Here is a 20,377-nt window from a genome sequence, read left to right as displayed (position 1 = left end):
CCGGCATTTGCCGCATTGATCTTGTGGGCAGGATGGCTCATGCAGTGACACCGTCCGGCAAGCCAAGGCCCTCATGTTTTTCACGTTCTCCAAGATGCTCGGCTTCTTCACGGAGCCGTCCAATGCGATCGCCATCATCTGCGTGGTCGGCATTGTGCTGGTGCTGCTGCAGCGCCAGCGTGTCGGAACATTGCTGGTGACCTTTGGCATCCTGTTGCTGCTGCTGTTCGGCTATTCGCCTGTTGGCAATGTGCTGATGCTGTCGCTGACCGAGCGTTTTCCAAAATGGCAGGACGATGGCCGTGCACCTGACGGCATCATCGTGCTCGGCGGCGCCATCGATTCGGATTCGTCCGCGGCACGCAGCTCGCTGGAGATCAATTCGGCCGGCGAGCGGATAACGGCGATGCTGGAGCTGGCGCGCCGCTATCCGCAGGCGCGTATCGTCTTCACCGGCGGCGCCGGCAGCCTGATTGAAAAGTCGCTGTCCGAAGCGCCCGTTGCCGGCGAGCTGCTGCAGCGTTTCGGCGTGGCCCCGGAACGCGTCACGCTCGAAATCGCTTCCCGCACCACCGACGAAAATGCCGCCTTCACCGCAGGCCTGGTGTCGCCGAAGCCCGGCGAGCGCTGGCTGCTGGTGACGTCCGCCTGGCATATGCCGCGCGCGATCGGCGCGTTCCGCAGGGGCGGCTTCGATGTTGACGCCTATCCGGTGGACTGGCGCACGCGCGGCTGGATCGACGCCACCGAGACCTTCGATTCCGCCAGCGCCGGCCTTGGCCGGAGCGACATCGCGGTTCACGAATGGGTCGGGTTGATCACCTATTGGCTCGCCGGCCGCAGCAGCGAGTTGCTGCCGGCGCCGAAGAAGCGGTGATGCGTCACTCCACCTTCGGCAGCCCCAGCCGGTACACGCCGCGGAAGTCGTTGGGATCCTCGACCGGCTTGCCCTTGCGATAGATCACGAGGCGGTCGGCGAGCGCTAGCGTCACGGCGGCGCGGCGGATCGGCATCAAGAGCGCGTGCCAATCGCCCTCGGGCTCGATCACATGCGCAATCTCAGGAGGGCTCAGCGTGCCCGCGCCGTTGCGGGTGAGCGCGTCAAGGATCGCCTCGTCGAGCGGCAAGGGCTTCGGTTTCGGGGCCAGCTTGGCGGCTGACGGCTTCGGGGTCTTCGGAGGGGATTTGGCCATGCACTGCCATGACCGATCAGGCAGCACGACGCAAGCTGTGGCTTGGCGGACATGGCGCGGGGCAGGGCACGACGCTATGATCGGGCCAGTCGGCGTACAGAAGTCTCATTAGCCCCATGGAACCAAGGCACCTCATCCGCGCAGCGATCGCCGTCTCGGTGGTCGGCCACCTCGCTTTGGCGGCGGGGGTCTATTTCGCCGATGCGCGTCCGATGGAGCAGCACGAGGAGAGCGTTGCCGTCGATCTGGTAACGCCGCAGCAGCTCGCAGAGGCGGAGAAGAAGGCCGAGGAGACGCCGCCGGAGCCCGAGAAAAAGCCAGAGAGGAAGCCTGAGCCGGAATTTCGGCTGCCTGATTTGACCAACAAGCCGACCCTGGAAGAGCAGAAGACCCAGGCCATCGCCGCCAAACCGCAGTCATCGGCGCAGAACACCCCGCCGCAGCCGCAGAAGACGTCGCCGCAGCAACCCGCACCGTCACCGCAGCAGCAGGCCACCCAGCAATCGCCGCCGCCTCAGCAGCAAGCCCAGCAACAGCCGCAGGCCACACCCGCAACGCCGCCTCCGTCAGCGCCGCCCGCTACGCAGCCGCCGCTGCAGCAGCAGGCTGCGCAGCAGGCTCAGCCGCCGGCGCCGCAGCCGGGCTCGCAGCAGGTGCCGCCGCAGCCCGAGGCCGATATCACCGTGAAATACGGCGTCATGCTGGGCTTGCCCGAAGGCTTCGGCGGCGGCGCGTCAGAGCAGGCGGACCTGTCCAAGCTCGACATCGCCGCTTTTCGGCGGCATCTCAAAACCTGTTCGAAATTGCCCACCACCGTCGCGCGCGGCGATGACGCCAAGGTCAAGCTGCGCGCCGTGTTCTCGCCGGATGGCCGGCTGATCGCCGAGCCCACGGTGATCGAGGTGCGGCGGCCGGCCAAGGCCGCGCTCTTGATGCAGGCGGCCAAGCAGGCGCTGGAAGCCTGCCAGCCTTATGCGATGCTGCCGGCCGACAAATACGACGAGTGGAAAGTGCTCGATCTCGATTTTACGCCGCAGGATTTCGCGGGGTAACCCTTATTTCGGCATCTGGTGCCATGGCCTGCCAGGCATTGGAGGCGAACTGCCGGCGCCAGGTCACGATCACCACGGCTGCCGTCGAGACCAGAAACACCCAGGGGCTGACGAACCAGCCGAGATAGCCGAGCGCGAAGAAGAAGGCGCGCTGCCCACGGTTGAAGTGCCGGGCCGCCGCGCCAAACATCCGCGTGGTGCGCACCACATGCGCTTCGGCCTCCGGCGTGTCGCGCTTCGAGGCCAGCGGCATCGCCCCGATCAGGATCGCGACATAGTTGAACAGCCGGTACGACCAGGCGAATTTGAAGAACGCATAGACGAAAATCAAAATCAGCCCGAAGCACTTGATCTCCCACATGCCGGGCGTGGTGTTGAAGCCGAGCGGCAGGTTCTGCATCATCGGCATCACTTCATTGGTGGCGCGCAGCAGGGCCAGCGAGCCGCCGATGGCGATTAGCGTGGTCGATGCGAACCAGGCCGTGCCGTTCTGCAGCGATGTCATGATGTGGGTATCGACGATACGCGCCTCGCGCTCCAGCAGACGGCGCATCCAGACCTCACGATAGGCGTGCATGCGTGCCGACAGGCTGTCGCGGCCGTATTTGGTGTGCTCCAGCGTGATCGCATAGGTCGTCCACTCCAGGATGAAGAAGCCCAGCGCGAAGACGTCGACCCAGGAATAGTTGATCATGAAGCACCCATCGTATCAGTTGGCACTTCTGCCACGCATGCCGTGATGCAGCAACAAGCCTGTGCACGCGGCTTGCTTGCAGAGGCTCATGCGTGGCAATTTACCGGTGTCGCAAGGAGTGGTTGATGTCGCTGTCGCTGGTGATCGGAAACAAGAATTATTCGTCCTGGTCGATGCGGCCATGGGTTGCGCTGAAAGCCTGCGGCATCCCCTTCGCGGAGGTGTTTGTGCCGCTGTACACGGATGCCGCCGACAAGCAGCGCATTCTCGATGTGACCCCGTCCGGCAAAGTGCCAGCGCTGGTCGATGGCGAGATCACGGTGTGGGATTCGCTGGCGATCATCGAATATGCCGCGGAGCGTTTTCCGGATGCAAAGCTGTGGCCGGAAGACCGGGCCGCGCGCGCCCATGCGCGTTCGGTGTCCGCCGAGATGCATTCCGGCTTCATGCCGCTGCGCAACGAATGCGGCATGAACCTGCACCGGCCGGTCCGCGCGAAGGCGCTGTCCGACGATGCCAAGGCCAATATCCGGCGTATCCAGCAGATCTGGGCCGATTGCCGCGCACGCTACGGCAAATATGGACCGTATCTGTTCGGCGCCTTCAGCGGCGCGGATGCCATGTATGCGCCGGTGGTGCATCGTTTTCTGACCTACGACATCGATGTCACGCCGGAAGCCCGTGCGTATATGGATACGATGCAGGCGCTGCCGGCGTTCCGGCAATGGACCGACGAGGGCCTCGCCGAAACCATCGTCATACCGCGCTTCGAGGATGACTGAAAGCCGCCACGATTTCGTCATGACTGGGGCCGTGCCATAACAACCGCATATTGCGGGTTCATGGCAGCCGGACTTTCTTTGGAAGCATTTTCTTCGGAAGCAGGGCTTTCTTTGGAAAAATGGCTTCCACACATGCGGGGACGACTCGATGAACGGGGTATGGGCGAATTCGCTCGATCAAATCTGGCGCGCGCCGACGCTTCCGATGTGGCTCGCGCTGGCTGCCTCCATCTTCTTCGCCCTGATCGTGCTGGCAACGCTGCTGCGCGCCGAGAAGTCTGTCGCCAATGGCGCGCTGACCGTGATCACGCTGCTGGCGATCGGCGTTGCTGCTGCGGCGACGCTGCGCAAATCCGAAAGCGCAGGGCAGGACGCATCGCACGCCGCCGTTGCAGTGCCTCAGGTGAATGCCTCGCTGCCGGCGCTGTCCTGCCTCGACGATCTCGCCGGCGATATGGTGCTCGCGGGCTGCGAGAAGGTGCTGTTCGGCTCGGCGGATTCGGTGGCGGCTGCCGTATCGGCCTCGGCTGCGCAGATCAATCGTTTGACGTCGTATAGCGATGTCGCGGCAGCGAATAAATCCATGACGTCTGAACTGGCGGGGCTGCGCCGCGCGATCGAGCGCGATCGCTACGGCCTGATCGCCTATGTGCTGCAATCGCGCGATCGCTGCATGCCGGAGAGCTGCGCTGCCTATGCCGCGCTGACCGATCACAAGCGGATTGCCGCGAATATGGAAGAGCGCACCTATGAGGGCCTCGTGACACGCTATGCGCCCGGCTGGAACGCGCCGCCTGCGGCTGCGGCCGCTGCGACGGGCGCGCTGGCTGGATTGCCGGCGTCGGTTCCGACCGGAAAGCCGACCACGGCCGATTTCCCGTCATCATCCTCGATCCCGCCGATCTCGATCATGACCGAAACACCCGTGAAGCCACCGGCGGCCGCCAATGCGCAGGCGCCGGCACCGCGCGCCGCGACGGCAACGCCGCCACCTGCGGCCGCGAAGAAGCAGCCCGCACCGAAGACCGCCGCTCGTCCACAGGCGCCTGCCGCCCCAGCGCCCGTGCAGCTTGCACCGGAGGCTCCGCCGGCCGATAACTGAGCGGTGGATAACGCCTTGTAAAACCGCGTCGCACTGCCGATTTCTGACCCATGCCCCTGCATCTCATCAAGCTCGCCGTTGGCTGCGAATCCATCGCGGATTTCAAGAGCTATCTCGCCGAACGGATGCGCGCAGCAAAAGCGCGCGGCGCACCTCAGCATCACATCCACATCACCCGCATGGTGCCGAAACGCGATGTCGAACTGCTCGACGGCGGTTCGCTCTACTGGGTGATCAAGGGTGAGATCGCGCTGCGTGAGAAAATTCTCGCTATCGAACCGTTCCGCGATAGCGACGGCATCAACCGCTGTCGCCTAGTGATGCAGCCGAAACCCGTCACCGTCGCGCCGCGTCCGCTGCGCCCGTTCCAGGGCTGGCGCTACCTCACCGACAAGGACGCCCCGCCGGATCTCGGCAAGGCTGCCGCGAGTATCGAGGCAATGCCGGAGCCGATGCGGCGCGAGCTGCGGGAACTGGGGCTGCTGTAGGGCAGGGCTCGCTCGTCATTCCACCCCATACCCGTCATTCCGGGGCGCGCGAAGGCGGCAATGCCGCCGAAGCGCGAACCCGGAATCCCGGAGTGTTTTGCGCTGAACAGGTCGAGATTCCGGGTTCGCGTCCGGCAAGTGCCGGCCACGCCTCGGAATGACAGCGTGGGCCACCCAAACATATTTTCCTATCTTCCGATTGACAACATCCCCATAAGGTTTATATTCCGCTATGTCCTGCCCCACCGAGAGGGGCGATCGCGATCGTCACGTTCGCGGGGTGGGATGCGGTGGACGCCGGAGATGCGGCGTCACGCGGTTTGGGGGGGACGTCTGTCTTCGGGCAGGACGGATCTGCGCCAGCACTGCCACTGGCAGGAGACGGCCGACCTTCGGATGGAAAGAATCCTGGACAGTGTGACGGACGACCAAGTCAAAACGCGTTCGGCTTACTCGCTTGAGGCTCCCTTCCCATCGCCTTGGGACTTTAATTCGCGATCGGAGCGTTCGTCGAGGCAAAGTGCAAGCAACCGAAAAAACACCGCAGGCGGAACGCTGGGCAATCGCTCGGCGCCTCCGAAAGTCCTGATGCACTCTAGATTGCGGAAGACCGCATTCGCATCAGGCCCACGGGTGCAACGGGCACCTGGCGTTCCGCACGCCCTCTCACAAGGGGGCGGGAATGCAAGCGACGACGGCGCCCCCGCGCCGCAAAAAATGGGGGCGATGACGCATGTCTGAAGGGCTGTGGCTGTTTGACAGTTGAATCCGCATCGAACGTCGCGGCCTGCGCGTAACGCGCGCTGTCGTCGGCACCGTCCAGCCCACCACTTCCGGAAATCCTGACCTCCGCTTTTGTGAGAGCTCGCTGACCAGATTGGTAAAGAGCTAAATCACTGGCGAAAAAGCTCCCGGCTGTGTTGCATCCATTCCGCTCTGTGAAATTCACGTCCGCAGCGTGAAATGTTGTCGCTTGCCAAGGCTGCCGTGAAAGGTCACAAAAAACTGAACTGGGACGAAACACCAATCGGAGAGACGTTTGAGCATCAAGGGCAAGGCATATATCGCCGGCATCTACGAACACCCGACCCGGCATGCGCCGGACAAATCCATTGCGCAGTTACATGCCGAAGTCGCCAAGGGCGCGCTCGAGGATGCAGGCCTGACGCACAAGGATGTCGATGGCTATTTCTGCGCAGGCGATGCGCAGGGGGGCCTGTGGCCGATGGTCGACTATCTCGGCCTCAAGCCGCGTCACGTCGACTCCACCGAGACCGGCGGCTGCTCCTACATCATTCATCTCGGCCATGCCGCGCAGGCGATTGCCGCCGGCAAGTGCTCGATCGCACTCGTCACACTGGCCGGCAAGCCGCGCACCGGCGTGATGCCGCCGCGTCTGCAGGGCGCCGAAGCCGATTTTGAGACCGCTTACGGTGCGACCACGCACAATGCCTATGGCATGTGTGCCATGCGTCATATGCACGACTACGGGACGACCAGCGAACAGCTCGCCTGGATCAAGGTCGCGGCCTCGCATCACGCGCAGTACAACCCGCATGCGATGCTCAAGGACGTTGTTACCGTCGAGGACGTGCTGAACTCGCCGATGATTTCCGATCCGCTGCATCGCATGGATTGCTGCGTCGTCAGTGACGGTGGCGGTGCGATGATCGTGACCACGCCGGAAATCGCCAAGAGCCTGAAGAAGCCGCTGGTGCGCCTGATCGGCCATGGCGAAGCCATGAAGGGTCCGCGCGGCGGCAAGGATCTCGACCTCACTTACTCGGCCGGTGTGTGGTCCGGTCCGCGTGCTTTCGAGGAAGCGGGCGTGACGCCGCAGGACATGAAGTATGCGTCGATCTACGACAGCTTCACCATCACCGTGCTGATGCAGCTTGAAGACCTCGGCTTCTGCAAGAAGGGCGACGGCGGCAAGTTCGTCTCCGACGGCAACCTGATCTCGGGCGTCGGCAAGCTGCCGTTCAACACCGATGGCGGCGGCCTCTGCAGCAACCATCCCGTCAATCGCGGCGGCATGACCAAGATCTTAGAGGCCGTGCGCCAGCTGCGCGGTGAAGCCCATCCCAAGGTGCAGGTGCCGAATTGCGATCTCGCGATTGCCCATGGCACCGGAGGCCTGCTCGGCGTACGCCACGCCGCATCGACCGCTATTCTGGAGCGCGTGTAATGACTGAAGCCAAGAAGTATCCGACGCCCGCCGGCAATCCTGAATCGCAGCCGTTCTGGGATGCGGCCAAGGACGGCAAGTTCATGATCAAGCGCTGCACGACCTGCGGCGAAGCGCATTTCTTCCCGCGCGCGATCTGCCCGTTCTGCTTCTCCGACAAGACCGAATGGGAACAGTCGTCGGGCGAGGGCGAAATCTACACTTACAGCCACATGCGCAAATCGGCGACCGGTCCCTACGTGATCGCCTATGTGACGCTGAAGGAAGGCCCCTCGGTGCAGACCAACATCGTCGACTGCGATCCGGGCAGTCTGAAGATCGGCCAGAAGGTGAAACTCGTGTGGAAGCCCACCGACGGCGCACCGCTGCCGTTCTTCACGCCGGCGTAAGCAACACACACAGGCTGTCATCGCGAAAGCGGGTGATCCAGTAAACGCCGAAAGGCCTGTGTGTACTGGATCGCCCGGTCAAGCCGGGCGATGACAGTTCGGGACAAACCCAACAAGCAAGAAAATCGGGAGCGAACTCAAATGCCCATCAACTACGAAGCCCTGATGGCGATGAAGAATATCGGCCAGAAGTATGCCTGGACCGATCGCGAAGTGATGCTCTACGCCTATGGCATCGGCATGGGCGCCGATCCGATGGACGAGAAGGAATTGGCCTTCGTCAATGAAGGCACCTATACGCCGCGTCCGCTGAAAGTCGTGCCGACCTATGCATCGGTTGCCGCATGGGGCTCGGGCCCGGGCGAGATGGGTCTCAACAAGCTGCTCGTCGTCGATGGCGAGCGCGACATCACCTTCCACAAGCCGCTGCCGGTGGCTGCGAAGATCACCGCCGATAGCAGCGTGCTCGGCGTGTTCGACAAGGGCTCCGACAAGGGGGCGGTGATCCTGCATCAGACAATCCTGCGCGATGAAGCCGGTGAAGCGCTGGCGACTTTGGTAGCCTCACGTTTCGCCCGCGGCGATGGCGGCTTCGGCGGCAAGTCCGAGGGCCAGCCCGAGCCGCATGCGATGCCGAAGCGCGCGCCGGACAAAACCGTCGATATCACCACGCGGCCCGATCAGGCGCTGATCTATCGCCTCTGCGGCGACCGCAACCCGCTGCATTCGGACCCCGAATTCGCCAAGCGCGCCGGCTTCCCGCGTCCGATCCTGCATGGCATGTGCACCTACGGCATCACCTGCCGCGGCGTGTTGCAGACCTATGCCGACTACGATCCATCGGCCTTCAAGCAGCACGCAGTGCGCTTCTCGTCGCCGGTTTATCCGGGCGAGACTGTCACCATGGAGATGTGGAAGGACGGCAACGTGGTGTCGTTCGAGGCGAAAGTGAAAGAACGCGGCGTCACCGTGATCAAGAGCGGCAAGACCGTGCTGGCGTAGGACTCAATCCTCTCGACGTCATGCCCGGCCTTGTGCCGGGCATGACGTCTTGGTCAAAACGTAAGACGTGGATGGCCGGGTCAAGCCCGGCCATGACGGAGCAAAACAAAAAACAAAATCATAAAAATACAGGGAGAACGTCATGGGTCTTCTCGACGGCAAGGTTGCCATCATCACAGGCGCCGGTGGCGGCCTCGGTGAAGCCTACGCAAAGCTGTTCGCACGCGAAGGCGCATCCGTCGTGGTCAACGATCTCGGTGGCCCGCGCGACGGCTCCGGCTCCGACCTCTCGATGGCGCAGCAGGTCGTCGATGCCATCAAGAAGGAAGGCGGCAAGGCCGTCGCCAACGGTTCCGACATTTCGACCATGGCCGGCGGCCAGTCGGTGTTCGACGCCGCCATCAAGGCCTTCGGCAAGGTCGACATCCTCGTCAACAATGCCGGCATCCTGCTCGACCAGACCTTCGCCAAGGCGTCTGAGGCGGCGTGGGACAAGGTCATGAAGGTGCATCTCAAAGGCACGTTCTGCGTCACCCAGCCGGCCTTCAAATGGATGAAAGAAAATGGCGGCGGCGTCATCGTCAACACGTCCTCGACTTCCGGCCTGATCGGCAACTTCGGCCAAAGCAATTACGGCGCGGCCAAAGGCGGCATCTGGGGCCTGTCCAATGTGCTGGCCATCGAGGGCCGCAAATACAATATCCGCGTCTGGACGCTGGCGCCGGGCGCGCTGACCCGCATGACCGCGGACCTGCCGCGCTATATCGAAAATCCCGGCGCGGCCCTGGGTCCGGACGGTATCGCGCCGGCGGTGCTCTACATGGTCAGTGATCTCTCAGGCAGCCAGACCGGCAAGGTTCTCGGCGTGTCCGGCCCGCGCGGCGTTCGCGAGATGAAGATGATGGAAATGGAAGGCTGGAAGCCGCCCCATGACGGCTGGAGCGCGCAGGACGTGGTGACCCATGCCGGCGAGATATTCTTCTCGGAGGAAGACACCAAACACGGCGCGCGGCGGTTCTAGGTCCATGACCTCAGGGATGCTCACGCTTCGCGGCGCGCATCCCGACGAGGCCGCAGCGCTGACCGAACTCTGCCTGCGCTCCAAGGCCGTCTGGGGCTATGACGCTGCCTTCATGGCGGCGTGCCGTGATGAACTCACGCTGACGCCTGAGACTTTTGGCAGCTCGCTACTTCAGGTCGCCGTCCGCGACGGACGCGTGATCGGCATGGTTCAGGTCGGGATCGCGGGCGAAGTCGCCCAACTCGACAGACTGTTCGTCGAGCCGGATCAACTGCGATCGGGAGCAGGGCGCATCCTGCTGGACTGGGCAAAGGCAGCAGCGCGCCAAGTGGGTGCCGTGGTCATGATCATTGAGGCTGATCCGGGCGCAGCCGGGTTTTACCGCCGTGAGGGTGCGGTGGATGCGGGAACGGTCGCGTCCGGCTCGATACCGGGGCGATGCATTCCGAAGCTGTCTCTCGCACTTTGAAGCCTTGTCGATGGATGATAGTGTCCGACCAGAATGTCGTTCCAAGCGCCAATATCCAGAGAGTAACCATGAAACTGACCGCCAAAGCCGCAGGCACCTTCGCCATCGCACCGACCCCGTTCCTCGACGACGGCCGCATCGACGACAAATCAATCGACGGCCTGACGGATTTCTATGCGGAGGTCGGCTGCAACGGCGTAACCGTGCTCGGCATCATGGGCGAGGCGCCGAAGCTGGAGGGGGCCGAGTCCGAGGCCGTGGCAACCCGCTTCATCAAGCGTGCTGGCGACAAGATGCAGATCATCGTTGGCGTTTCCGCGCCCGGTTTCGCTGCCATGCGCTCGCTGGCGCTGAAGTCGATGGATGCGGGGGCTGCCGGCGTCATGATCGCCCCGCCGCCGCATCTGCGCACCGACGATCAGATCACCAACTATTTCAAGCAGGCGGTGGATGCCATTGGCGATGACGTGCCGTGGGTGCTGCAGGATTATCCGCTGACCCTCACCGTGGTCATGACCCCCGCGGTGATCCGCAAGATCATCATGGACTCCAAGTCCTGCGTGATGCTGAAGCACGAGGACTGGCCGGGCCTGGAGAAGATCACCGCGCTGCGCAACTTCCAGAAGGACGGCAGCTTGCGCGAAACCTCGATCCTCACCGGCAATGGCGGCGTGTTCCTGGATTTCGAAATGGAGCGCGGCGCCGATGGCGCGATGACGGGTTATGCCTTCCCTGAGCTGTTGATCGACGTCGTCAATCTTCAGAAGAAGGGCGAGCGCGACAAGGCACATGATCTGTTCGATGCTCATCTGCCGCTGATCCGCTACGAGCAGCAGCTCGGGATCGGCCTCGCGGTCCGGAAATATGTACTGCAGAAGCGCGGCGTTATTGCATCAAGCGCGCAGCGCAAGCCGGGTGTGGCGATCACGGCGCAGGCGAAGGCGGAGGTCGATTATCTCCTGTCGCGCGTGGCTCGCTATGATAAGCGCGCGAACATCGCACCGCAGTCGAGCGCTGCGGGTTAATAATTCCCCAGAAGTGTCATGGCCGGGCTTGACCCGGCCATCCATCTTCAGGGTTGCCAAGTAAAAGATGGATGCCCGGATCAAGTCCGGGCATGACAAACGAGAGGTCGGCGATCGCCGGCACAACAGGCATCAAAGAATGCCGATCAGGGAGAAACTGAATGCCAAGCGAGCCCGGCGTTGTGCGTCCTGCTTCCACCATCCTCCTGCTGCGCAAGGGTGCAACCGACGCCATCGACGTCTTCATGATGGTGCGGCACTATCAGATCGAATTCGCATCCGGTGCGCTGGTGTTTCCGGGCGGCAGCGTCGATGCCGGAGATCGCGAGATCGGTACGCAGCCGAACCTATATAGCGGCGGTGACGGCCTCGATCCCGATGCGCTGGCTTTCAAGATCGCCGCGATCCGCGAGACTTTCGAGGAAAGCCGCATCCTGCTGGCGCGACCGCGCGGCTCTAACGACCTGATCGCTGCGACGAAGGCGAGCACCATCGCCGATCAGCATCGCGATGCGTTGAATGAGGGCAAGGTCAAATTCGCCGATATCATTGCCGAGAACGATCTGGAGCTCGCGCTCGATCTGCTCGTGCCCTATGCGCACTGGATCACACCGGAGGGCATGAAGAAGCGATTCGACACCTGGTTCTTTCTCGCCGAGGCGCCGCCTGAACAGGTCGGTATGCATGACGGCAAGGAGTCCACGGATTCGATCTGGCTGTCGCCACGCGAAGCGCTGGAAGGCGGCGCATCGGGCCGTTTCACGCTGCCGTTCCCGACCACGCGGAATCTGATCAAGCTCGGCAAGCAGCCCAGCGTCGCGGGGGCACTCGACGACGCGAGCCGCAGTACGATCGTCAGCGTCACACCCATCGTCACGCGCGATGGCGACAAGCGCCAGTTGCGGATTCCGATCGAGGCCGGCTATGACGGCGAGGTGTTCGAGCTCACCGGTGCGCCGTAGAGTTCGGGCCTATCCCGCCCTGGCTTGCGGCGCCGCTGCGGCATTCTCCCAGAATGGCCGCCGCAACTCGCGCTTCAGCACCTTGCCGGCACCCGACAGCGGGAAGGGCTCGCTGCGGACGTCCACGCTGCGTGGGCACTTGTAGCCGGCGATCTTCTCCTTGCAGAAAGCGATGATCTCGCCGGCATTGACACTCGCACCGGGTTTCGGAATGACGAAGGCGTGTACGGTCTCGCCCCATTGCGAATCGGGAATGCCGATCACGGCGCATTGCGCCACGGCCGGGTGTTGTGCGACGACATTCTCGACCTCGGTGGAGTAGACGTTCTCGCCGCCTGAGATGATCATGTCCTTCATCCGGTCGACGAGATAGATGTAGCCTTCATCGTCCATGTAGCCGCCGTCGCCTGTATGCATCCAGCCATCGATCACGGCCTTGGCGGTTTCCTCCAGTCGCTCCCAATAGCCCATCATGACGTTCTGGCCGCGGACCGCGACCTCGCCGACTTCACCATTCGGCACAGGCTTGCGATTGGCGTCGACGATACGCGCCTCGCAGCCGATCGCCGCGCGGCCACAGGCGCGTTGACGGTTCTTGGCGGTGGCTTCCTCGCCGAAATGTTGATCCCACGGCAGGTGCGTCGCCAGCGGCGACAGTTCGGTCATGCCGTAGAGCTGATGGAATTCGGTATCGGGCATTCCGGCCATCGCGCGCTTCAAGAGCGCTTCGTTGATTGGTGAGGCGCCATACATCATGAGCTTCAGAGATGAAAGATCGGCAGTCTGGAATGCGGGGTGATCGACCAGCATCTGGATCATGGTCGGGACGATCAACGTCGCCGATACTTTCTCGCGGGCGATGGTCTGCATCACCAGTTCCGGATTGAACATCCGGACGATGACATTGGTGCCGCCAGAGGCCAGCGAGGTGAACATCACGCCGCCATTGGCGACGTGAAACATCGGTGCGGCGTTGAGATAGACCGAGCCGTAAGGCAGCAGGCCTTCGCTCATCATGTGCAGCGAGTTGCTCATGATATTGCCGTGGCTCAGCATCACGCCCTTGGAGCGGCCTGTCGTTCCGCCGGTGTAAAAGATACCTGCGAGATCCTCGCGTGTCCGCATCGCATCCGGCACCGGCTCGGTCGACTTGACGAGTTCATCGTAATTATGCGCTTCCGCGGGACCCCTTTCGTCGTCCGCATAGACCAGCGTGAGCGGCATGGCCTTGGCGAGTTCGACGCCCATGGCGGCGAAGGCACTGTCGACGACCAGCGCGCTGGCGCGGCAGTCAAGCAGGGAGTCGAGAATTTCGGCCTGACTCCAGCGCACATTGGTCGGCACGATCACAGCGCCGGCCCAGGCGATACCCAGATAGAGTTCGAGATAGCGGTCAGAGTTCAGCATCAGCACCGCCACGCGGTCGCCATGCTTGACGCCAAGCTTTTGCAGCGCACCGGCGAGCCGCGCGACGCGGTCTCCAACCTCGCGCCATGTCCGGCGGCGATCGCCGTCGATAGTAGCTATTGTCTGCGGGCTGGTTTGCAGCGCACGGCGCAGGCCCTGCGTGATGTTCATGGCGTTTCCCCTCGATACTGCGGATGCTGTGCGCATCTCTGTCGAGCGATCATAACGATGGGTGAGGGGCGGGCAAGCGCGGTTGATCGCTTATATCTCACCAGATGGTTCAAAAGATCTCCGCGATCTTTGCGATGCAAAACGCGTCAGAGAAAAATCTGGAACTGTTCTCATCTGTTGACGATTCAACTCCTGCGCGTAACATCGCGACAGGCCCGCCAGAGGCCATTGGGAGTGAAATGCATGAGACAGCTTGCTCGTCGGGGCGCGCCCTTGCGTCCATTTTTCAACGGGACACTCAACTCACATAGAATACTGCACCGTTGGCTCCGAACATCCATCGCAGTAGCGCTCGGCGCGACGTTGTTGGGCGGTGCCGCCAACGCACAGACCAAGGGCACACCGGATCACATAAAGGCGGTTACATCGGCAATCGATAGTGCCGCGATCACAGCCAATACGGCGACGTCCAAGGACTGGCCGACTTACGGCCTTGATTATGCCGAGACGCGCTTCAGCAAGCTCAATCAGATCACGGCCGAGAATGTCAAAGATATCGGCCTGATGTGGACGTACAATCTGGAATCCATCCGCGGCGTCGAAGCGACGCCGCTTGTGGTGGACGGCATCATGTATGTGTCGGCGCCATGGAGCGTGGTGCATGCCGTCGATACCCGGACCGGCAAGCGGCTATGGACATTCGATCCCGGCGTAGATCGCGAGAAGGGCTATCGTGGCTGCTGCGATGTCGTGAATCGCGGCGTCGCGCTCTACAAGGGCAAGGTGTTCGTGGGGGCTTATGACGGCCGGCTGGTCGCACTGGATGCCGCGACCGGCACGAAGGTCTGGGAGAAGGACACCGTCATCGACCGCAAGATGTCCTATACGATCACCGGCGCGCCGCGCGTGTTCAACGGCAAGGTCGTCATCGGCAATGGTGGCGCCGAATATGGCGTGCGCGGTTACGTTACGGCCTATGACGCTGAGACCGGCAATCAGGCATGGCGCTGGTTCACGGTGCCCGGCGATCCGGCCAAGCCGTTCGAGGACGACTCGATGGCTGCCGCTGCGAAGACCTGGGATCCGGCCGGCAAATACTGGGTCAATGGCGGCGGCGGCTCGGCCTGGGATACGATCACCTTCGATCCCGACCTGAACATGGTCTATATCGGCACCGGCAACGGCTCGCCGTGGAATCGCAATCTGCGCAGTCCGGGAGGCGGCGATAATCTCTATCTCGGCTCGATCGTCGCGCTGAATGCCGATACCGGGAAATATCTCTGGCACTATCAGGAAACGCCCGGCGACAACTGGGACTATACCTCGACGCAGCCGATGATCCTGGCCGATCTCACCATCGACGGCGCACCGCGCAAGGTGGTGCTGCACGCGCCGAAGAATGGCTTCTTCTTCGTCATCGACCGCACCAACGGCAAGTTCATCTCTGCCAAGAACTTTGTCGATGTAAACTGGGCCACCGGCTACGACGCCAGTGGTCGTCCGATCGAGGTGCCGGAAGCCCGCTCGCCGGACAAATCCTTCGACAGCATTCCCGGACCGTTCGGTGCCCATAACTGGCATCCGATGTCGTTCAATCCGCAAACCGGGCTGGTCTATCTGCCGGCGCAGGGGGTGCCTCTGAACCTCACTGGCGAGAAAACGCTGGTGCAGAATGCGCCGGGCTCGAACAAGTTCGGCGGTACCACGGGCTGGAATGTCGGCTTCTCGCTCAATGCCGAGCCGCCGAAGAACCCGCCATTCGGTCGCCTGATTGCGTGGGATCCGGTGAAGCAGAAAGAAGCATGGCGCGCTGAATACATTGCGCCCTGGAATGGCGGTACGCTCACGACGGCCGGCAATCTCGTGTTCCAAGGGACCGCGGACGGCCGGTTCATCGCCTACAACGCCAAGACAGGTGAGAAGCTTTGGGAGACGCCGGTCGGCACCGGCGTGGTGGCCGCACCTGCGACCTATATGGTCGATGGCGTGCAATACGTCTCGGTGGCGGTCGGGTGGGGCGGCGTGTTCGGGATCACCCAGCGCGCCACCGATCGTGAGGCGCCCGGCACGGTCTACACCTTTGCCATTGGCGGCAAGGCGCCGTTGCCAGCCTTTACCAAGTACCAGATCGGCAATCTGCTGACCGGGGTCAAATACGATCCCGCTCACGTGCCGGAGGGGACTTCGATCTACGTTAATGCCTGTGCGACCTGCCACGGCGTGCCCGGCGTGGACAAGGGCGGCAATGTGCCCAACCTGGGCTATGTCTCCACCGAGACCATCACCAACCTGAAGGACATCGTGTTCAACGGGCCATTCAAGGACAAGGGGATGCCGGATTTTACCGGCAAGCTCACGGAAGCGGATGTGGTTAAGATCCAGGCCTTCATCCAGGGTACAGCCGACGCGATACGGCCGAAATAAACACCATGCTGGACGGTTCGGCCCGATCGGGCCGTCCAGCATGTTCCCCCCGCGCCTGAAGTCAGGATATATTGGGACGCTCTGAAGTCCGGTCCCACAACCATGTCCTCTGCCATTACGGCATTCTTTCAGCGGGTCCGATCGTCCTCGCTCTCGATCGGCCAGCTGACCTTCAGCGGGTTCCTGCTGGTGCTGACGGTGATCCTGATCACGAGCATCGCCAGCGTGGTCGCGATCCGTCATATTGACAATACCTTCGCCGAGCTTGAGCGGCTGCAGAGCGTCGGCGATCTGGCCGAAAACATCGACCGCCGCCTGATCAGCCTGCGGCTGGCAGCACGCGATTTCGTCACCGATCCCGACGCACAGCCGGAAAAGGTCTCGCAGGCTGCCACGGCGCTGGGCGATCTCCTGAAGAAGACCCGGATCGAGCTTGCGCCCGAGCAGCGCGACATGATCGACGGTGTCGACGCGCGGTTGACCAAGTACCGCGAAGGGATTGAGCGCGTCTCATCGCTGATTGCACGTCGCTCCGCTATGCTGGCGACGCTCCCGCCGCTCCGCGAGCAATTCGAGAACGCCGTTCCGGATGTGACGAATTCAAATGCCGCCAAGGCCATGTTCCGGGCGCAGAACGAGATCGCGGCGGCTTTGCTGGCACGCGATCCGATCGGAGCCGAGCAGGCCGCACAGCGCATGCGTGCGCTGCCGATCAGCACGCCCGCACTTCGTGCGGCCGCCGATGCCTACACCGATGCAATCATTTCGATCTCGGAAACCGAGAGCGAGATCGGCGATCTCGACAGGGATGTGCTTGGCGCCGAAGGCCGATTGATCGGCCGGGTGACCGAATTGTTGCGGGAGCTTAGCGCCCGTCGTGGCCGGGTGCTGTCGCGCGAGTTCGCGCGCACGCTGACCGAGGCAAGATGGCAAAGCATCATCCTTGGCACGGCGGGCGTTCTGGTCGGGCTGTTGGCGGCACTGTTCGTGGTGCGGCGGATCGTGAAGCCGCTGAAGGCGATTGCCAAGTCGATCCGTGCGCTAGCTGGTGGCGCCAAGCACACGCCGATCCCAGCCATGGATCTGGAGAATGAAATCGGTGACATCGCGCGCGCCGCGGAGGTGTTCCGCAAGACGCTGGTCGATGCCGATGCCGCGCGCGAGGCGGCCTTGCATGCGTTGGCCGAGCAGAGGCTGGCGGAAGAGAGTTATCGCAAGCTGTTTGAAGGATCCGTCGACGGCATCTATGTGACGACGCCGGCAGGTGCGCTGCTCAATGCCAATCCGGCACTGGCGCGGATGATGGGGTATGATTCACCGGAAGACCTGATCCGCGCCACGCTGGATATCTCGCGCAACATCTATGTCGATCCGGCGGCGCGCGCCGAGTATCAGCAGCGCATGGCAAGCGACGGAATGGTGCGCGAATTCGAGTATCAGGTCCGTCAACGGCACGACACGGTCCTCTGGCTGTCCGACAGCGCCACGGCGGTCCGCGACGAGAATGGCGAGGTTGTGCGCTATGAGGGAACAGTCCGCGACATCACCAACCAGAAACATGCCGAAGCCGCGATCAGGGAAGGTCGCAGGTTGCTGCAGCAGGTCATCGATACCGTTCCTGCCGTCATCAACGTAAAAGACACCGATCTGCGATACGTCTTGATGAACCGGTATATGGCGGGGATTTTCGGCATCGAGCCCGGTGAGGCGATTGGGAAAACCACTGGCGAGTTGATGATGCGCTTTGGCGCGTCAAAGACCGACTCGCCTGACAAGATGGTGCTGGCGACCAGGAAGGGCCTCGGTTTCTACGAGGAAGAGTACAAGGACGCTGCCGGTGTGATGCGGCAGTGGCTGGTCAACAAGCTGCCTTTGCTGACGACCGATGGTGATATCCAGAACATCGTGACCGTGGCGCTCGATATCGGCCAGCGCAAGCGCAGCGAGCAGGAGATGCTCAAGGCCAAGGACGCCGCCGAAACGGCGCTACGCAATCTGCGTGAGACGCAGAATTCGCTGATCGAGGCGGAGAAGCTCGCGGCGCTTGGGCGGCTGGTTGCCGGTGTGGCCCATGAGGTCAATAATCCCGTCGGCATCAGCCTGACCGTGGCGTCGTCGCTGGAACGCAAGATCGCGCTGTTCGGCGAAGAGGTTGCGCGCGGCGAGCTGCGTCGCTCGACCCTGACCGAATTCATCGAATCCAACCGCGATGCGGCGGCACAATTGGTCGCCAATCTCAATCGCGCGGCTGAGTTGATCCAGTCGTTCAAGCAGGTTTCCGCCGACCGCAATTATTCCGACCAGCGCGTCTTTGATCTCGCCGATCTCACCGAGCAGGTGGTGATGAGTTTGAAGCCGGGATTACGAAAACAGAAGCTGGCGCTTTCGGTCGACTGCAAGCCAGGACTGACGATGAACAGCTATCCGGGTCCGTATGGTCAGGTGCTGACCAATCTGTTCCTCAATTCCGTCGCTCATGCATTTCCCGATGGCAATGGTGGCTCGGTCGAGATCAAGGTGCAGGAAGCCGGCAACGATCATGTGGAAATTCTTTTCGCGGATAACGGCGTCGGCATGAGCCCTGAGGTCCGGCGGCGTGCTTTCGACCCGTTCTTCACGACGCGCCGGGATCAGGGTGGCACAGGCCTGGGCCTGCACATCGTCTACAGTATCGTCACCAGCCGCCTCGGTGGTCGTCTGCATCTGCAGTCCGATCCGGGGCAGGGAACGCGCATCCAGATCATCCTGCCGCGCGTCGCGCCGTTGGAGATGGCTGCGGAATAGCGGACGCTGCTACTGCTGAAATTCCGCAAGCTTGCGCAGTGTCGCGCGGAATATCTGGCTGTGCTTGCCGACGAGCGCTGTGCCGTTCATCGTCGCCGACGTATCCGTGAAAGTACCCGACAGACCGATACCGACCGGTTGGCTCTGGCCACCGAACAGTGGACTCATGTCAGGGCTGGGCGTGTGCTGCATGACGGAAACCTCGCCCTTGAAGGTGCCGGCTTCCTTGTTGAGAACATAGGTACCGACGTAGAACAGGTACGCGTCGCCGCCGAGCAGTTCGCCTTCGCGAAAGGTTACAACACCGCTGCCCTTGCCTGAACGCCCGTCGAGAAGCTCGACATGGATCGAGTAGAGTCCATTCTTCATAATAGCCCGATGGCGCGAACCCGTCCCTTGGTTGCGCAATCAGAAGTATTGCAAAGACCGTATACCAACGTCAACGCATTCGCGGGCGCTGTTGGTGCACGAGCGAAAGACCGAGTGACGCAGGTGCGCTCGCTTGCCGCCTTGGCACTTCGCGACGAGGGCGTTCTTAAATACCTCTGCCATTGAAGTTATCACCACAAATTCGCTGCAGTGCGAAGAGAGCCTGCCGGTGCTAATGGAGAATCGCCTATCGTTTGATTGGGCGTCTGTCGCGAAGTTGAAGCGCAGCCGTTCTTCGATAGTCGTATGATGCGCTTTGCGTGAGTGACTACGGAAGAGGCGGGTACTTTGCCCGCGACAAACCTGAACATCATTGTGCCGGCCGGGGGCTGGAGCAAGCAAATGAGCGACTGGATGACTTCCGGCGCCGACGCGCCGTGTTCGCCAACTACTATCTCTCACGATCGACGCGTCCGGCGTCGTGCAGGCTGGCTGAAGCTGGGAGCGCCGACCTTGTGTATTGCGGTTCTGTTATCAGTGCCGCTGATGCAATCGGTCGCTGCGCGCGATCGCGGACAATTCGCCAATACCAGCCCCGATCTGAAAGCCTGGTTCGATAGTTTGCGCAGCGGCAAGGGTCCGTGTTGTTCCGATGCAGACGGCAGCGCCGTCAGCGATGTGGATTGGGAATCCAACAGTGGACACTACAAGGTGCGGATCGACGGGATGTGGCTCGACGTACCTGACGAAGCTGTCATCACGGTGCCGAACCGCGTCGGTCGCACCATGGTGTGGCCGATACAGGGTTCGTCCGGCACAGTGATCCGTTGTTTCATGCCAGGTAGCATGACGTAG

The 20,377-nt window shown here is 62.3% G+C and carries 19 protein-coding genes; 15 read left to right on the top strand and 4 right to left on the bottom strand.

Features of this window, described 5'->3' with window-relative positions; genetic code table 11:
• The first annotated feature begins 73 nt into the window (after positions 1-73).
• The gene (locus tag AB7951_RS15970; protein WP_120290254.1) at positions 74-877 is read left to right on the top strand and encodes a YdcF family protein; all 804 of its coding nucleotides are present in this window, start codon (positions 74-76) and stop codon (positions 875-877) included.
• A gap of 4 nt (positions 878-881) precedes the next feature.
• Here AB7951_RS15970 and AB7951_RS15965 read toward each other — a convergent pair whose 3' ends face one another.
• Complete coding sequence (locus AB7951_RS15965; RefSeq protein ID WP_120290252.1) at positions 882-1,193, bottom strand: DUF3253 domain-containing protein; 312 nt, start codon at positions 1,191-1,193, stop codon at positions 882-884.
• A gap of 116 nt (positions 1,194-1,309) precedes the next feature.
• Here AB7951_RS15965 and AB7951_RS15960 point away from each other — a divergent pair, with 116 nt between their 5' ends.
• Positions 1,310-2,245, top strand: coding sequence for a hypothetical protein (locus tag AB7951_RS15960; RefSeq protein WP_439061495.1), 936 nt, complete (start codon positions 1,310-1,312; stop codon positions 2,243-2,245).
• Here AB7951_RS15960 and AB7951_RS15955 read toward each other — a convergent pair.
• The gene (locus AB7951_RS15955; protein WP_081421764.1) at positions 2,220-2,936 is read right to left on the bottom strand and encodes a DUF599 domain-containing protein; all 717 of its coding nucleotides are present in this window, start codon (positions 2,934-2,936) and stop codon (positions 2,220-2,222) included. The two genes, AB7951_RS15960 and AB7951_RS15955, sit on opposite strands and share 26 nt — an antisense overlap.
• Before the next feature lie 128 nt (positions 2,937-3,064).
• Here AB7951_RS15955 and AB7951_RS15950 point away from each other — a divergent pair, with 128 nt between their 5' ends.
• From AB7951_RS15950 to AB7951_RS15905, 10 genes are all read left to right on the top strand, one after another.
• Positions 3,065-3,721: a glutathione S-transferase family protein gene (locus AB7951_RS15950; RefSeq protein ID WP_120290250.1), complete on the top strand. Its 657-nt coding sequence runs from the start codon at positions 3,065-3,067 to the stop codon at positions 3,719-3,721.
• A gap of 148 nt (positions 3,722-3,869) precedes the next feature.
• Entirely contained in the window at positions 3,870-4,823 is a 954-nt protein-coding gene (locus AB7951_RS15945) for a hypothetical protein (RefSeq protein ID WP_120290248.1), read from the top strand.
• Positions 4,824-4,873: 50 nt separating this feature from the next.
• Complete coding sequence (locus AB7951_RS15940; protein ID WP_089267250.1) at positions 4,874-5,311, top strand: DUF1489 family protein; 438 nt, start codon at positions 4,874-4,876, stop codon at positions 5,309-5,311.
• A gap of 1,039 nt (positions 5,312-6,350) precedes the next feature.
• On the top strand, positions 6,351-7,499 hold the full coding sequence (locus AB7951_RS15935) for a thiolase domain-containing protein (protein WP_068730675.1): 1,149 nt from the start codon (positions 6,351-6,353) through the stop codon (positions 7,497-7,499).
• Positions 7,499-7,888 (top strand): Zn-ribbon domain-containing OB-fold protein, encoded by a 390-nt coding sequence (locus AB7951_RS15930; RefSeq protein ID WP_089267252.1) that lies wholly within the window; start codon positions 7,499-7,501, stop codon positions 7,886-7,888. The genes AB7951_RS15935 and AB7951_RS15930 overlap by 1 nt, the downstream gene beginning before the upstream one ends.
• A 141-nt stretch (positions 7,889-8,029) precedes the next feature.
• Positions 8,030-8,890: a MaoC/PaaZ C-terminal domain-containing protein gene (locus tag AB7951_RS15925; protein WP_120290246.1), complete on the top strand. Its 861-nt coding sequence runs from the start codon at positions 8,030-8,032 to the stop codon at positions 8,888-8,890.
• 142 nt (positions 8,891-9,032) lie between these two features.
• Entirely contained in the window at positions 9,033-9,911 is an 879-nt protein-coding gene (locus AB7951_RS15920; RefSeq protein WP_120290244.1) for an SDR family oxidoreductase, read from the top strand.
• Positions 9,912-9,915: 4 nt separating this feature from the next.
• On the top strand, positions 9,916-10,380 hold the full coding sequence (locus AB7951_RS15915) for a GNAT family N-acetyltransferase (RefSeq protein ID WP_439067357.1): 465 nt from the start codon (positions 9,916-9,918) through the stop codon (positions 10,378-10,380).
• Positions 10,381-10,448: 68 nt separating this feature from the next.
• Entirely contained in the window at positions 10,449-11,405 is a 957-nt protein-coding gene (locus tag AB7951_RS15910) for a dihydrodipicolinate synthase family protein (RefSeq protein WP_089267331.1), read from the top strand.
• Between the two features lie 161 nt (positions 11,406-11,566).
• Positions 11,567-12,367, top strand: coding sequence for an NUDIX hydrolase (locus AB7951_RS15905; protein WP_120290240.1), 801 nt, complete (start codon positions 11,567-11,569; stop codon positions 12,365-12,367).
• Positions 12,368-12,376: 9 nt separating this feature from the next.
• Here AB7951_RS15905 and AB7951_RS15900 read toward each other — a convergent pair whose 3' ends face one another.
• Positions 12,377-13,945, bottom strand: coding sequence for a long-chain-fatty-acid--CoA ligase (locus tag AB7951_RS15900; RefSeq protein ID WP_120290238.1), 1,569 nt, complete (start codon positions 13,943-13,945; stop codon positions 12,377-12,379).
• 363 nt (positions 13,946-14,308) lie between these two features.
• On the opposite strand from AB7951_RS15900, the gene AB7951_RS15895 reads away from it, so the two are divergent.
• Positions 14,309-16,369 carry a PQQ-dependent dehydrogenase, methanol/ethanol family gene (locus AB7951_RS15895; RefSeq protein WP_246297257.1) on the top strand — a complete coding sequence of 687 codons (2,061 nt, stop codon included), beginning with the start codon at positions 14,309-14,311 and terminating at the stop codon, positions 16,367-16,369.
• 102 nt (positions 16,370-16,471) lie between these two features.
• The gene (locus tag AB7951_RS15890; protein WP_120290234.1) at positions 16,472-19,153 is read left to right on the top strand and encodes a PAS domain S-box protein; all 2,682 of its coding nucleotides are present in this window, start codon (positions 16,472-16,474) and stop codon (positions 19,151-19,153) included.
• A gap of 9 nt (positions 19,154-19,162) precedes the next feature.
• Here the strand turns inward: AB7951_RS15890 and AB7951_RS15885 are convergent, their stop codons facing one another.
• Complete coding sequence (locus AB7951_RS15885; RefSeq protein WP_089267259.1) at positions 19,163-19,522, bottom strand: GrlR family regulatory protein; 360 nt, start codon at positions 19,520-19,522, stop codon at positions 19,163-19,165.
• A 402-nt stretch (positions 19,523-19,924) separates the two neighbouring features.
• On the opposite strand from AB7951_RS15885, the gene AB7951_RS15880 reads away from it, so the two are divergent.
• The gene (locus AB7951_RS15880; protein WP_089267260.1) at positions 19,925-20,377 is read left to right on the top strand and encodes a hypothetical protein; all 453 of its coding nucleotides are present in this window, start codon (positions 19,925-19,927) and stop codon (positions 20,375-20,377) included.

Origin of the sequence: Tardiphaga sp. 285_C5_N1_2 (assembly GCF_052076065.1) — a bacterium.
GTDB classification, from domain to species: Bacteria; Pseudomonadota; Alphaproteobacteria; order Rhizobiales; family Xanthobacteraceae; genus Tardiphaga; species Tardiphaga robiniae.
The sequence above is the reverse complement of the archived record's forward strand: the minus strand, read 5'-3'. Positions and strand labels throughout refer to the sequence as shown.

Bases quoted from the DNA above. Each gene is read 5' to 3' on its own strand.
- AB7951_RS15970 (WP_120290254.1), top strand. From the start codon at position 74: ATGTTTTTCACGTTCTCCAAGATGCTCGGCTTCTTCACGGAGCCGTCC.
- AB7951_RS15965 (WP_120290252.1), bottom strand. From the start codon at position 1,193: ATGGCCAAATCCCCTCCGAAGACCCCGAAGCCGTCAGCCGCCAAGCTG.
- AB7951_RS15960 (WP_439061495.1), top strand. From the start codon at position 1,310: ATGGAACCAAGGCACCTCATCCGCGCAGCGATCGCCGTCTCGGTGGTC.
- AB7951_RS15950 (WP_120290250.1), top strand. From the start codon at position 3,065: ATGTCGCTGTCGCTGGTGATCGGAAACAAGAATTATTCGTCCTGGTCG.
- AB7951_RS15945 (WP_120290248.1), top strand. From the start codon at position 3,870: ATGAACGGGGTATGGGCGAATTCGCTCGATCAAATCTGGCGCGCGCCG.
- AB7951_RS15940 (WP_089267250.1), top strand. From the start codon at position 4,874: ATGCCCCTGCATCTCATCAAGCTCGCCGTTGGCTGCGAATCCATCGCG.
- AB7951_RS15930 (WP_089267252.1), top strand. From the start codon at position 7,499: ATGACTGAAGCCAAGAAGTATCCGACGCCCGCCGGCAATCCTGAATCG.
- AB7951_RS15925 (WP_120290246.1), top strand. From the start codon at position 8,030: ATGCCCATCAACTACGAAGCCCTGATGGCGATGAAGAATATCGGCCAG.
- AB7951_RS15920 (WP_120290244.1), top strand. From the start codon at position 9,033: ATGGGTCTTCTCGACGGCAAGGTTGCCATCATCACAGGCGCCGGTGGC.
- AB7951_RS15915 (WP_439067357.1), top strand. From the start codon at position 9,916: ATGACCTCAGGGATGCTCACGCTTCGCGGCGCGCATCCCGACGAGGCC.
- AB7951_RS15910 (WP_089267331.1), top strand. From the start codon at position 10,449: ATGAAACTGACCGCCAAAGCCGCAGGCACCTTCGCCATCGCACCGACC.
- AB7951_RS15905 (WP_120290240.1), top strand. From the start codon at position 11,567: ATGCCAAGCGAGCCCGGCGTTGTGCGTCCTGCTTCCACCATCCTCCTG.
- AB7951_RS15900 (WP_120290238.1), bottom strand. From the start codon at position 13,945: ATGAACATCACGCAGGGCCTGCGCCGTGCGCTGCAAACCAGCCCGCAG.
- AB7951_RS15890 (WP_120290234.1), top strand. From the start codon at position 16,472: ATGTCCTCTGCCATTACGGCATTCTTTCAGCGGGTCCGATCGTCCTCG.
- AB7951_RS15885 (WP_089267259.1), bottom strand. From the start codon at position 19,522: ATGAAGAATGGACTCTACTCGATCCATGTCGAGCTTCTCGACGGGCGT.
- AB7951_RS15880 (WP_089267260.1), top strand. From the start codon at position 19,925: ATGAGCGACTGGATGACTTCCGGCGCCGACGCGCCGTGTTCGCCAACT.